The following is an 11,246-nucleotide window of genomic DNA, read 5'->3' on the forward strand; positions in this document are numbered from 1 at the left end:
GAGTACCCCACACAGAGCACCGTATCAGAGTGCCTATCCAACAATGAGCGACACTACAACCCGGATCAACGAGAAGGAACGAGAGCAGACCGAAGAGGAGATCGACGAGCAGGAAGCGTCCGAGGACGAACTCGCCTGTCCCGAGTGCGGCGGCCGGCTCGCCGCCGACACCGAACACGGCGAGACGGTCTGTACGGACTGCGGGCTCGTCGTCGAGACCGACGAGATCGACCGTGGCCCCGAGTGGCGGGCGTTCGACTCGGCCGAGCGCGACCAGAAGTCCCGCGTCGGCGCGCCGACGACGAACATGATGCACGACAAGGGACTGTCCACGAACATCGGCTGGCAGAACAAGGACGCCTACGGCAACGCCCTGAGTTCGCGCCAGCGCCAGAAGATGCAGCGGCTGCGGACCTGGAACGAGCGGTTCCGCACCCGTGACTCGAAGGAGCGCAACCTCAAACAGGCCCTCGGCGAGATCGACCGGATGGCGAGCGCGCTCGGCCTCCCGGACTCCGTTCGTGAGACCGCCTCGGTGATCTACCGCCGGGCGCTCGACGAGGACCTCCTTCCCGGCCGCTCGATCGAGGGCGTCTCGACCAGCGCGCTCTACGCCGCCGCGCGCCAGGCCGGCACCCCGCGGAGCCTCGACGAGATCGCGACCGTCTCCCGAGTCGGGAAGATGGAGCTCACCCGGACCTACCGCTACGTCGTCCGCGAGCTGGGGCTCGAGATCCAGCCCGCCGACCCCGCGAGCTACGTCCCGCGGTTCGCCTCCGACCTCGACCTCTCGGAGGAGTCCGAACGCCGTGCGCGCCAGCTCCTCGAAACCGCGAAGGACGAGGGGATCATCAGCGGCAAGAGCCCCGTGGGTCTGGCGGCCGCTGCGGTCTACGCCGCCGCGCTGCTCACCAACGAGAAGGTCACCCAGGGTGCGGTCAGCGAGGTCGCCGACATCAGCGAGGTAACCATCCGAAACCGGTACAAGGAGCTCCTCGAAGCCGAAGGCGACGTCATGGCGGCCTGAACCGCCGACGAACCGTCACCCGAAACCACACGAACTTTTTTGTCGGTCTCGGTCGTCAGAGAGCGGCATGGACGAAGCAGCCGTCCAACTGTTGTGTCCGGAGTGTGCCAAACACTGGCGGTCCGCGCCGCGCGACCTCCCCGCGAGCGACGCGGTCTTTCACTGCCCCAACTGCCACGCGAGCTATCGGCTCACCGAGTTCATGCGAACCGACCGCGACCTCACGACGCTTCGACAGTTCGAGTAGCCCCCTCCATCGACCACGTTCGACCCGACCGGTCCCGGTACGTTCCTCGTCGACCTTCCCCCGCCACGACCCGGTCGCCGCGGATCGTTCGTGAGGAACCGCCGTAGCCGCCCCGATACGGGGTTTTTTACAGAGCAGTGTGTTAACGCGCGTCAGGATACTACTATTACCCTCCAGTCGTTAGGCGTACTCGCCCATGAAAAAGCAGGAGCTCATTCACCTCCACGGCCTGCTTGCAGAGGTACGCAAACACCATGAAGCACGAACCGGGACTTCGGTCGAGTACGAGTCCTACGAATCACTCGGGGTCCGGCCGACCTCGATCCACAAGTCGAAGACCGACCACAAGGCCGCTGTTTTCGCACTCGCCGACGGGATAACCGCGGACATGCGACACAGCGAAGAGACCGAGACGGTCCCCGCGGCCGCCGACTGACGACCCGCGCCGGTTCTGCCGCTCGTTCATCGCCGAGCGCCAGCGCCGCCCTCACCCGTCGAGGAGCTCGTCGAAGTCGGGGAGCATGCCGCCGTCCGTCGCCGAATCGTCCCCTTGTGAGTCGTCTTCTTCCGAATCACTACCGTCCGAGTCGTCTCCTTCCGAGTCGTCGAGCACCTCGACCGAGAGCACGTCGAGCGGGATGTTCTCGAGGCGCTGGCCGATCTCCTTCCGGGCGATCCGGCTCGCGTGCTCCTCGCGTTCGACGTTGAAGACGGTCATCTCGAGTTCGAGCGCCACCAGCGCCTCGTCGGCGACCACGAACGCGGGCGGGAGCTCCTCGCCGCCGGGCGTGGTCCGCGTCCCCGCCTCGATCTCGACGTAGCTGAGGTCGGGGTTGAGCATCCCACCGGTCTTCGAGATGGCGATCCGCATCGCCTCGTCCGGCGTCTCGACGTCGTACACCGGGATGGCCGCCTCGACGACGACTCGACAGTCCATGGCGAGACCTTCGCCGGCTGCGGCTATCAACATTTGGTCGCCCCGAGTCGAAAGCGCCAACCCCCCCGCTGGTCGAGGTCCAGCGATGGAAACCGGGACGATCGAGGTCGATTCGCTCGCCGGCGGGGTCGATCTCCAGGCCACCCTCGAATCCGGGCAGTCGTGTTTCTGGGACCGCGCCGACGGCCGAATGTACGACGAATCGGGGGTCGCCCGCGGGTCGGCGTGGTACACCACCGTCCTCCCTCCAGATCTCGCCGGCGACTACGAGGTGATTCGGGTTCGACAGACCGACGGCCGGCTGGAGTGGGAGTCGAGCACCGATGCCACCGACCATCTCACCCACCTCCTCCGGCTCGACGACGACCTCCCCGCGATTCGGGACGGGGTTCCCGACGACCCGCTCATCGAGACGGCGTTCGACGCCTACGACGGCCTGCGGATCGTCCGCGACCCGCCGTTTCCGACGCTGATCGCCTTCATCTGCTCGGCTCAGATGCGGGTCAAGCGCATCCACACGATGCAGCGCACGATGGCCGAGCGGTTCGGGTCTCCTATACAATTCGACGGCGAGACCTACCACGCCTTTCCGACCCCCGACCAGCTCGCGGCCGCGACCGTGGACGACCTCCGCGACTGTTCGCTCGGCTATCGAGCGCCGTACGTCGCCGAAAGCGCGCGGCTGGTCGCGGACGGCGAACTCGACCCGACGGACGCCCGCGGGCGCGAGTACGAGGCCGCTCGCGAGTTCCTGAAGGGGTTCATGGGCGTCGGCGACAAGGTGGCCGACTGCATCCTCCTCTTCTCGCTCGGCTACCTCGAAGCCGTCCCGCTCGACACCTGGATCCAGACGGCCATCGCCGAACACTACCCCGACTGCGACCGCGGCTCGTACACCGAGACCTCGCGGGCCATCCGCGAGCGGTTCGGCGGTCGGTACGCGGGCTACGTCCAGACCCACGTCTTCCACTATCTCCGGGCCAACGGCCCCGACCTCGGCTGACCGGTCGGCGGACTTTTCACCCGCGTGGCCCTGCGTACAGCCATGACCGACCGCGTTCGCGCACACGTCTTCGTCTCGGGAACCGTCCAGGGCGTCGCCTACCGTGCGAACACCCGCGATGCCGCACGCGAGGCGGGGCTCGACGGCTGGGTGAAGAACCTCGACGACGGCCGGGTCGAAGCGGTCTTCGAGGGCGACGAGGAGAGCGTCGAGGAGCTGGTCGAGTGGTGTCACACCGGCAGTCCGGCGGCCGCGGTCGAATCGGTCGAGGCCGACTACGGGGAGCCGGAGGGCGAGTCGGGGTTCGAGATAGACCGATAGTCCCGCACGCTTAATTCGCCGGCCCCCGGACGAACGGCCATGATCACGACCGACCGGATGGCCGCCGTCGACGCGAACGCCGCGGCGCTCGGCGTGCCACGGAAACAGCTGATGGAGTCGAGCGGCAACGCCGTCGCGCGCACCGTACGGGACCTCGTCGAGCCCGGATCCCGAGTCACGATCGTCGCCGGGCGCGGCAACAACGGCGGCGACGCGCTCGTCGCGGCCCGCTTTCTCGACGCGTTCGACACCCACACGCTGTTGCTCGGTCGCGCCGAGACCATCTCGACCGACATCGCCCGCGAGAACTGGGACGCGCTCGTCGAAGCCGAGTACGACACCGAGGAAGTGCAGGATTCACAAGCTATCGACCTCGGGAATCCGGATCTCGTGGTCGACGCGATGCTCGGCACAGGAATAACGGGCGGCCTCCGCGAGCCCGAGGCCACCGCGGCCCGGGCGATGAACGACGCCGACGCGACGGTGCTCTCGGTCGACGTCCCCTCCGGCGTGGACGCCGACACCGGGGAGCACAGTTCGAGAGCCGTCGACGCCGACCACGTGGTGACGTTCCACGATTCGAAGCCCGGCCTCGATTCGCTCGACGCCGAAGTTCGGGTGGAGGACATCGGGATCCCGGCCGCAGCCGAGCGGTTCGTCGGGCCGGGCGACCTCGCGATCGAGACGGATCCCCACGCACGAAAGGGCGACTCGGGGCGGGTACTCGTGATCGGTGGCGGCCCCTACACCGGCGCACCGGCGCTCGCCGCACAGTCGTCGCTCCGGGCGGGGGCGGATCTGGCCTTCGTTTCGGTTCCCGAGCGGGTCTTCGAGCCGATCGCGGGCTACGCCGAGGACCTCATCGTCCAGCCCTACGACGCGCCCCAGCTGGGGCCGGACCAGGTCGACGACCTCCTCGACACCGCGACCCGCCACGACGACATCGTGGTGCTCGGTCCCGGTCTCGGCACCGCCGACGAGACCCTCGACGCGGTCGCCCAGTTCCTCTCGGGCTTCGACGGGCGGGCGGTCGTCGACGCCGACGCGCTCTCGGTCGTCCCCGAGGTCGACACCGACGCGACCCTCGTCTGCACGCCGAACCGCCACGAACTCGCGGAGATGGGTGGACCGGACGTCGACGACCTCGCGGCCCACGCCGACGAGATCGAGGCCTTCGCCGCCGACCTCGGCCACATCGTGCTCGCGAAGGCGAAGGACGACGTGGTCAGCGACGGCGAGCGAACCCGGATCTCGCGCGTCGGTACTCCGGGGATGACCGTCGGCGGCACCGGTGACCTGCTCGCGGGGATCACGGCCGCCCAGCTCGGCACCCGCGAGGCGTTCGACGCGGCCTGTGTCGCCCCCTACGTCAACGGTCGGGCCGCGGAGGCGCTCGACCGCGGGAGCGGGCTGCTGGCCTCGGAGCTCCTCGATGCCATCCCCGAGGCGCTGCGGGTCGAGCGATGACCGACGCCGAGCGCGACGAGCGAACGGACCGGTTGACCCACACCACGAGCGAGGGCGACGCGGCGATGGTCGACGTCGGCGCGAAGCCCGACACCGCCCGGCGGGCGGTCGCGCGAGGGACGATCCACCTGCGCGAGTCCACGGTCGCGGCGGTCCGCGCCGACGAGATCGAGAAGGGGGACGTCCTCACGACCGCGCGGATCGCCGCCATCGACGCCGTGAAACACACCTGGGAGACGATCCCGCTCTGTCACCAGATCCCGGTGACGAACGTCGACACCGACTTCGAAACCGGGGCCGACCGCGTGACGCTGACCGTCGCGGTCGAAACCGTTGGAAAGACCGGCTGTGAGATGGAGGCGCTCCAGGGCGTGACGACGGGACTCAACACGGTTTGGGACATGACGAAGGCCGCCGAGAAGGACGAGGCCGGCGAGTATCCGGACACCGCCATCGAGGACGTGCGAGTCGTCGAGAAGACGAAACGCGAGCTATGACTCGACCGGGACGGCGAGGGCGGCGGCCTTGTCGCGCGAGCGTTCGACCACCGACGGCCGCGCCGCGAACGAGACCGTGACCTGGTCGCCGGCGTCGGTGTAGGTCACGTCCTCGACCTCGGCGTGGTCGTGGATCCACGAGACCACGCCCATCGTGTCGTCGGCCATCGGCATGACGAGCCGTTCGCGCTCGTAGGCCGGGAGCCCCTCCTCGATCCGCTCGACGAGCGTCTCGATGTCCGTGCCCGCGGCGGCGCTCACGGCCACCGGGTTCGGCGCGAGCGTCGAGAGCGCCTCGCGTTTCTCCTGGAGTTTCGCCTCGTCGACCAGGTCGGTCTTGTTGAGTACGGTGACGATCGGGGCCTCGTTTCGCTCGTAGAGCGTGTCGTGGGCGGTGACGAGTTTCTCGCGCATCCGCTCGACCGACTCGCTCGCGTCGACCACGAGGAGCACGAGGTCGGCACGGTAGACCGAATCGAGGGTGGACTTGAACGATTCGACGAGCCAGTGTGGCAGGTCCGAGATGAAGCCGACCGTATCGGTGACGAGGACGGGTCTGTCCATCGCGGCGCGGCGGGTGGTGGTCCCGAGCGTGGTGAACAGTTTGTCCTGGGATTCGGCGGTGGGGTCGAGGTCCGGGTGGAGCCCCTCGTTCTCGTCGACCTCGACGTCCGCCGCCAGCCGCCGGAGGAGGCTCGACTTCCCGGCGTTGGTGTAGCCCGCGAGCGCCACGAGGTCGAAGCCCGACTCCCGGCGCTGTTCCCGGCGGTGTTCCTCCGTCGCCTCGATCGTCTCCAGTTCGTCGCTGATCGCACTGATCTGGGCTTTGATGTCCTGTTCGCGCGATTCGTCGTACTCCCCGAGCCCCATGAACCCCGGGCGCTCCTCGCGCCGTGCGAGACTGACCTTCGCCTCGACCCGCGGGAGTTCGTACCGGAGCTCGGCGAGTTCGACCTGGAGCTGGGCCTTCTTCGTCCGGGCGCGCTGACCGAAGATCTCGAGGATCAGGCGAAAGCGGTCCATCACCGTCGTGTCGGTCGGGAGTTTCCGTCCCAGGTTGTAGGTCTGGTACGGGCCGAGTCGATTGTCGAAGATTACCGTGCTCGCGCCGGTGTCGGCGACGAGCGTGGCGAGTTCGCCGACCTTCCCCTCCCCGAGGTGCAACGCGGCGTCCTCGGTTCTGGTCTGGGTGAGCGTTCCGACGACCTCGTAGCCCGCGGCTCGCGCGAGGTCCCGTATCTCACCGATGTCGGCGCTCCCGGAGTCGACCCGCTTTGCGATGATGGCCTTCATGTCGTTCGGTCGACGCGTCGCGTCGATCGTCCCGAGTTACGTGGCCGAACGTCTTCAATCCCGGGCCTGTCCGGACCGCACACGGGCTCCGATCGAGGGGACGTGTCCCGTCCGTCGGGGTCGTCGTACCGGACCGACCGCGCGAAGCCACCTATCGTCCTCGCGAGCCGTTTCACTGCGTCCGGACTTCGTCCTCGTCGCGGATCTTCTTGACCTCGCCCTCGCCCGCCGACTGTTCGCTCACGAGTTCGTAGAAGTCGTTCTGGAGGCCCGCCGGGAACTCCACGACCCCGATCCAGGAGCCGTCGTTCTGCCACTCCTCGCGAACCAGGTCGCCGAACTGGCGGATCTGGGCCTGGGCGCTGCCGGCGTGGTCGGCGGGGATCTGGGCCGCCATCGTGACCTCCTCGAACCGGATCGGGATCACGGGTCTGAGCGCGTCGAGCGCGTCGTCGACCTGGTTCTCCACCGTGTCCATCGGGTCGATACGGAAGTCGGTCTCCCCCAGCGCGGACTCGATCCGGTCGGGCGGGTGGGGCGCGCCGTCCATCTGGGGGTTGATCGCGTTGCGCGCGATGACGTTGATGAGCTGGCGGCGCTTCTGTTCTTGCATCTCGCGGCGCTGGTCGGCCGTGATCTGGATCTCGCCCTCGCGGATGACCTCGGGGATGATGTCGAGGGGTTCGGTGGTGCCGAAGACGTCCTCGACGTCGGCCTCGGCGGGCCGATCGCCCCTCGAAGCGTCCTCGAAGACGTCCTCGGCCGCGATCACGTCCTCCAGCTCGCCCTCGAACTCGCCGCGCCTGATGGCGAGCGCCGCGTCCGGGTCGACCAACACCTCGAACCGCGCGCCGTGGGATTCGAGGCGTGCCGTCACCGCCTCGTCAAGCGATATCATACCCGACGTATCGGGCCGGACGCACAAGTCGCTTCGCTCTTCGCCGGGTCCCTCGACGGAAGCCGGCGGCTCACGGTCGTGTGAGGGACGCCACGAAAGAGGGTGCGGGCGTTACTCCTCGTCGGTCTCGTCGGTTTCGAGGAGGTCGTACTCCGAGAGGTAGGACTCGATCTCGTCGTCGGGGAGCTCGCGGAACTGCTCGGTCTCGACGTCGACGGTGGCGACGCCGATCTCGGCGGCGGCGAAGGCGTCCTCGCCGGCGACTGCGAGGGTTTCGAGCGCGAGCCCGATGCCCCCATCGAGGTCCATGTCCTCGCGATACTCGTCTTCGAGGTGTTCGAGCATCTCGGAGCGGCCCGACCCGACCGCGAGGGCCTGCCACTCGCTCGGGACACCCGAGGGGTCAGTCTCGAAGAGGCGGGGTTCGCCGTCCTCGATCCCGCCGACGATCAGCGCGACGCCGAACGGTCGCGCGCCGCCGACCTGGGTGTACTGCTGGATGTGGTCGGTGACGTCCTTCGTGAGGGTCTCGACACCGATCTGCTCGCCGTAGCGGAGCTGGTTGATCTGGGCTTGCTGGCGTGCGAAGTCGATGAGCTGGCGGGCGTCGGCGACGTGGCCCGCGCTGGCGATCCCGATGTGGTCGTCGGCCTTGTGGATCTTCTCGACGCTCTCGCGCTCGACCAGCGGCGACTGGTAGCGCTTGTCGACGGCGAACACCACGCCGTCGGTGGTCTTGACGCCGATGCTCGCGGTGCCGCGTTTCACCGCCTCGCGGGCGTACTCGACCTGGTAGAGCCGCCCGTCCGGTGAGAAGATCGTTATCCCACGGTCGTAGGCCTGCTGTTGGGCTTGTCCCTGCATAGTTTCAGATATCGAGTGACGTCGCCCCCACGAACCCGTCTTCCAGTCGGGCGTCGACTCGTCCGCCCCGCACGAAGGCGGGACGCCGTGCGTCCGCGAACGCGACGTTTCTCTTGTCCGCTTTTAATAACGCGCGACCTTTATACCTTTCTTCACAGGCACGTATCGTGCCGCTCGCTCCCATGATTTCGAGGGCTACCGGCGCTCCGTCGACCGAATCGACACACGCCAGCGCGGCCCGTGCCCGCTCGACCTCGCTCCGCCGGACGCGCACCATCGCCCAGCCCCGCCCCTCCTCGAACGAGAAGTCGATCACCTGGAGGTCGGCGTCGGCAGCCCCCGGGTCCCCGAGGAGGTTCTGGGCGGCGTACCAGCACTCGCGCTGGAGGTCGCGCCGCCCGAAGCCGGCGTCGGGCCAGGACTCGATGGCGACCCCGAGATATCGCCGGCGAGGCCGGAGGTGTTTCGGGAGGTGTTTCATTCCCGCCGGGTCGTCCCCTCCCGTCCGCCGGCGCGCTCGGCCACCAGTACGCCGACCTGGTCGTGGACGCGCTCGACCGCCGTGAGCGAGAAGCCCGCGTCCGTCAGCGCGTCGGCCAGCGCCCCGACCGTCGCGGGGTCGTCGACTTCCGGCGAGTAGAACGGCTCGTCGGGGTCCGGGCCGTCGAAGAACATCACGTCGCCCAGCACGAACTTCCGCGGCCCGAGGTCGCCGATGGTGGCGATGGCCTCGCGTTTCTCGTCGTTCGCGAGGTGGTGCATCGCGAAGTTCGAGACCACGATGTCGACCGGCTCGTCGACGTTCGGCTCCCGAAAGCGTCCCTCCGCGAACGCGACGTTCTCGACGCCCGCCTCGTCGGCTTTTCGACGAGCTTCGTCCATCATCCCCGCCGAGATGTCGCGACCGAGGACGCGCTTCGCGTCGGGCGCGAGCGCGAGCGCGATCGCCCCGGTCCCCATCCCGAGGTCGAGCACGACGTCCTCGGACCCGGGCGCGGCGTGGTCGATCACCAGCGAGGCGGCGGCGCGGTACGCCTCGCTGTCCTGGCTCTCGTCGTAGTCGGCGGCGTGGTCGTCGAACCGGCTAGCGTGTTCCTCGATGGTCTTCTTCATACCTGCCCCGTCTGACCCCCGGCTCAATGAAGGACTCGCTCATGACCTCGCGGTTGCGGCCCACGAGCCGACCCCACTCCGCGAGCCCGGCCTCGATCGCCTCCCTACCGAACCCGATGACCTCGCCGAGCGCGTAGAGGTCGCGTGGCGCACGGAGTTCGAGGTGGCTGTCGGGCGTGGCGCTCACCACGTAGGGCGCGTCGTACTGGAAGACGATCTCCCGAAGCTTCCGGAGGTCCGCGAGCGCCTGGACACGACGGCCGCCGTGGAGCCGGCAGACCCGCCCGAGGTCGAACTCGAACCGGACGCCATTCCGTTTCGCCGCCCGCGCGAGGACGTGGTTCACGTCGCCGTCGGCCATCGGCCGCGAGAGCACGTCGACTCGGGGCTCTTCACACGCGAACCGGTTCAGGTCGCGCGACCCGCGAACCAGCACGAGGGTCCGGTCGTCGCGGACCGCCGTGATCCGCGCGCTCGCCGCCGACCGGTCCCGTTCCCGGACCTCGATCCCATCAACCACGTCGATGCCGTACTCGTCGGCGATCGTCTCGCGGCTCGGCCTCTCCCCGTCGAGGATCGCTTCGGCCGCGTTACGAACGACGACCCCCGAATACCCCAGGTCAGCGGCGCTCAGCGCGAACCGGGCGGCGGTGCTCTCGCCCGCCGGGTACGCGGTGACCGCCTCGTAGGGACCCACGAGCTACGAACGCGCTTCGAGCGCGTCGGTCGCGTTCTCGACGGCCTGTTCCTTCTTCGCGGGGTAGGCCTCGACCTTCGCGCGGAGTTCGATCCCCTCGCCGCGTTTCACCTGCTCCTTGAACGCGGCCTGCTTGTCGAGCCGTAAGAAGAGCGAGCAGTTGTCGTCGATCCGTTCGTCGAGCTCCGCCGCGATGTCGTCGAGGTCGATGTCGGCGAGGACGTCGAGCACGTGGCGCACCGCGTCGGCGTTCTCGACGCGTGCCGAGAGCACCAAGATCCGGTCGCCGTGGAAGCCCTCGTTCTCGACGCGTTCGACCTCGAACCCCTCGGGCAGGAAGGTCCGGAGCGCGCGCTCGACCCGGAGTTCGTCCTCGGTGGCGTAGCAGAAGGCGCGAAGGTCGATGTAGTGGAAGGGAACGCTGGCCATCTCTCGATCGGGCTCTGGACGCTCTCAGTCCTCGGTGGCTTCCAGGGAGTCCTCGGGGACGCCCGACTCCTGACCCTCCTCGAAGTTCACGGTGTAGGTCGCGTCGCCGAACATCGTCTCCATGACCTGCGTGACCGTGCCCGTCTCGCCGTCGTACTCGCTGTGGTCGTCGTGGAGGACCACCTCGTCGTCTTCCTCGAAGCTCATACCCACCCCTATCCCACGCCTGAATAAAAACCCACTTCTTCTCCGTGACGAGGCGGCGATGCGCCCTCGAACCACACGACTCCCCGCACGCTCGCCGCCCCCGCTCCGCCGAAGCCACCCCGCGGCCGCACCGTCGACAGCCGGTGGTGGAGTGATGTTCGCTCGCGCCTCGCACGCGAGGGCTTCGGCGGTGCTGTGCGGTCGCGGAAGCGGTAGTGATCGTCCCGCGAGTGAGGCCGCAGGCCG

Annotated in this window: 16 protein-coding genes; 7 read left to right on the top strand and 9 right to left on the bottom strand. The window is 68.4% G+C overall.

Annotated elements, in window-relative coordinates; genetic code table 11:
• The first annotated feature begins 43 nt into the window (after positions 1–43).
• The 3 genes from GT355_RS01830 to GT355_RS01840 all read left to right on the top strand — a co-directional run bounded on the left by GT355_RS01830 (position 44) and on the right by GT355_RS01840 (position 1,710).
• Positions 44–1,027 (top strand): transcription initiation factor IIB, encoded by a 984-nt coding sequence (locus tag GT355_RS01830; protein ID WP_120069834.1) that lies wholly within the window; start codon positions 44–46, stop codon positions 1,025–1,027.
• Between the two features lie 67 nt (positions 1,028–1,094).
• Positions 1,095–1,274: a DUF7836 family putative zinc-binding protein gene (locus tag GT355_RS01835; RefSeq protein ID WP_120069837.1), complete on the top strand. Its 180-nt coding sequence runs from the start codon at positions 1,095–1,097 to the stop codon at positions 1,272–1,274.
• 196 nt (positions 1,275–1,470) lie between these two features.
• Positions 1,471–1,710 (top strand): UPF0058 family protein, encoded by a 240-nt coding sequence (locus tag GT355_RS01840; RefSeq protein WP_007692035.1) that lies wholly within the window; start codon positions 1,471–1,473, stop codon positions 1,708–1,710.
• Between the two features lie 51 nt (positions 1,711–1,761).
• On the opposite strand, the gene GT355_RS01845 is transcribed toward GT355_RS01840, so the two are convergent.
• Entirely contained in the window at positions 1,762–2,211 is a 450-nt protein-coding gene (locus GT355_RS01845) for a DUF555 domain-containing protein (protein ID WP_160132984.1), read from the bottom strand.
• An 85-nt stretch (positions 2,212–2,296) separates the two neighbouring features.
• Between GT355_RS01845 and GT355_RS01850 the strand changes: the two genes are divergently transcribed.
• From GT355_RS01850 to moaC, 4 genes are read left to right on the top strand one after another with little or no spacing between them, the layout of a single operon-like run.
• Positions 2,297–3,214 (top strand): DNA-3-methyladenine glycosylase family protein, encoded by a 918-nt coding sequence (locus GT355_RS01850; protein ID WP_160132986.1) that lies wholly within the window; start codon positions 2,297–2,299, stop codon positions 3,212–3,214.
• Between the two features lie 42 nt (positions 3,215–3,256).
• Positions 3,257–3,535, top strand: coding sequence for an acylphosphatase (locus tag GT355_RS01855; RefSeq protein ID WP_120069841.1), 279 nt, complete (start codon positions 3,257–3,259; stop codon positions 3,533–3,535).
• 39 nt (positions 3,536–3,574) lie between these two features.
• A complete protein-coding gene (locus tag GT355_RS01860) occupies positions 3,575–5,002 on the top strand; it encodes an NAD(P)H-hydrate dehydratase (RefSeq protein ID WP_160132988.1) in 1,428 nt (475 codons plus the stop codon).
• Complete coding sequence (gene moaC / locus GT355_RS01865; protein ID WP_160132990.1) at positions 4,999–5,499, top strand: cyclic pyranopterin monophosphate synthase MoaC; 501 nt, start codon at positions 4,999–5,001, stop codon at positions 5,497–5,499. The genes GT355_RS01860 and moaC overlap by 4 nt, the downstream gene beginning before the upstream one ends.
• On the opposite strand, the gene hflX is transcribed toward moaC, so the two are convergent.
• From hflX to GT355_RS01905, 8 genes are all read right to left on the bottom strand, one after another.
• Positions 5,494–6,792 carry a GTPase HflX gene (hflX, locus tag GT355_RS01870; protein WP_160132992.1) on the bottom strand — a complete coding sequence of 433 codons (1,299 nt, stop codon included), beginning with the start codon at positions 6,790–6,792 and terminating at the stop codon, positions 5,494–5,496. The two genes, moaC and hflX, sit on opposite strands and share 6 nt — an antisense overlap.
• 172 nt (positions 6,793–6,964) lie before the next feature.
• Positions 6,965–7,690 carry a ribosome assembly factor SBDS gene (locus tag GT355_RS01875; RefSeq protein WP_160132994.1) on the bottom strand — a complete coding sequence of 242 codons (726 nt, stop codon included), beginning with the start codon at positions 7,688–7,690 and terminating at the stop codon, positions 6,965–6,967.
• 111 nt (positions 7,691–7,801) lie between these two features.
• Positions 7,802–8,554, bottom strand: coding sequence for an archaeal proteasome endopeptidase complex subunit alpha (gene psmA / locus GT355_RS01880; RefSeq protein ID WP_120069860.1), 753 nt, complete (start codon positions 8,552–8,554; stop codon positions 7,802–7,804).
• Between the two features lie 4 nt (positions 8,555–8,558).
• Entirely contained in the window at positions 8,559–9,035 is a 477-nt protein-coding gene (locus GT355_RS01885) for an Rpp14/Pop5 family protein (protein WP_160132997.1), read from the bottom strand.
• Positions 9,032–9,667, bottom strand: a complete 636-nt coding sequence (locus GT355_RS01890; RefSeq protein WP_160132998.1) for a class I SAM-dependent methyltransferase — start codon at positions 9,665–9,667, stop codon at positions 9,032–9,034. Before GT355_RS01890 ends, GT355_RS01885 begins: the two co-directional genes overlap by 4 nt.
• Complete coding sequence (locus GT355_RS01895) at positions 9,639–10,364, bottom strand: RNase P subunit p30 family protein (protein ID WP_160133000.1); 726 nt, start codon at positions 10,362–10,364, stop codon at positions 9,639–9,641. The genes GT355_RS01890 and GT355_RS01895 overlap by 29 nt, the downstream gene beginning before the upstream one ends.
• A 3-nt stretch (positions 10,365–10,367) precedes the next feature.
• The gene (locus tag GT355_RS01900) at positions 10,368–10,793 is read right to left on the bottom strand and encodes an RNA-binding protein (RefSeq protein ID WP_160133002.1); all 426 of its coding nucleotides are present in this window, start codon (positions 10,791–10,793) and stop codon (positions 10,368–10,370) included.
• Between the two features lie 24 nt (positions 10,794–10,817).
• On the bottom strand, positions 10,818–11,000 hold the full coding sequence (locus tag GT355_RS01905) for a hypothetical protein (RefSeq protein WP_007692052.1): 183 nt from the start codon (positions 10,998–11,000) through the stop codon (positions 10,818–10,820).
• Between the last annotated feature and the right edge of the window lie 246 nt (positions 11,001–11,246).

Origin of the sequence: Halococcus salsus, from assembly GCF_009900715.1 — an archaeon.
Lineage (GTDB): Archaea > Halobacteriota > Halobacteria > Halobacteriales > Halococcaceae > Halococcus > Halococcus salsus.

Bases quoted from the DNA above. Each gene is read 5' to 3' on its own strand.
- GT355_RS01875 (WP_160132994.1), bottom strand. From the start codon at position 7,690: ATGATATCGCTTGACGAGGCGGTGACGGCACGCCTCGAATCCCACGGC.
- GT355_RS01900 (WP_160133002.1), bottom strand. From the start codon at position 10,793: ATGGCCAGCGTTCCCTTCCACTACATCGACCTTCGCGCCTTCTGCTAC.
- GT355_RS01845 (WP_160132984.1), bottom strand. From the start codon at position 2,211: ATGGACTGTCGAGTCGTCGTCGAGGCGGCCATCCCGGTGTACGACGTC.
- GT355_RS01835 (WP_120069837.1), top strand. From the start codon at position 1,095: ATGGACGAAGCAGCCGTCCAACTGTTGTGTCCGGAGTGTGCCAAACAC.
- GT355_RS01860 (WP_160132988.1), top strand. From the start codon at position 3,575: ATGATCACGACCGACCGGATGGCCGCCGTCGACGCGAACGCCGCGGCG.
- GT355_RS01850 (WP_160132986.1), top strand. From the start codon at position 2,297: ATGGAAACCGGGACGATCGAGGTCGATTCGCTCGCCGGCGGGGTCGAT.
- GT355_RS01885 (WP_160132997.1), bottom strand. From the start codon at position 9,035: ATGAAACACCTCCCGAAACACCTCCGGCCTCGCCGGCGATATCTCGGG.
- GT355_RS01890 (WP_160132998.1), bottom strand. From the start codon at position 9,667: ATGAAGAAGACCATCGAGGAACACGCTAGCCGGTTCGACGACCACGCC.
- GT355_RS01830 (WP_120069834.1), top strand. From the start codon at position 44: ATGAGCGACACTACAACCCGGATCAACGAGAAGGAACGAGAGCAGACC.
- hflX (WP_160132992.1), bottom strand. From the start codon at position 6,792: ATGAAGGCCATCATCGCAAAGCGGGTCGACTCCGGGAGCGCCGACATC.
- GT355_RS01905 (WP_007692052.1), bottom strand. From the start codon at position 11,000: ATGAGCTTCGAGGAAGACGACGAGGTGGTCCTCCACGACGACCACAGC.
- GT355_RS01855 (WP_120069841.1), top strand. From the start codon at position 3,257: ATGACCGACCGCGTTCGCGCACACGTCTTCGTCTCGGGAACCGTCCAG.
- psmA (WP_120069860.1), bottom strand. From the start codon at position 8,554: ATGCAGGGACAAGCCCAACAGCAGGCCTACGACCGTGGGATAACGATC.
- moaC (WP_160132990.1), top strand. From the start codon at position 4,999: ATGACCGACGCCGAGCGCGACGAGCGAACGGACCGGTTGACCCACACC.
- GT355_RS01840 (WP_007692035.1), top strand. From the start codon at position 1,471: ATGAAAAAGCAGGAGCTCATTCACCTCCACGGCCTGCTTGCAGAGGTA.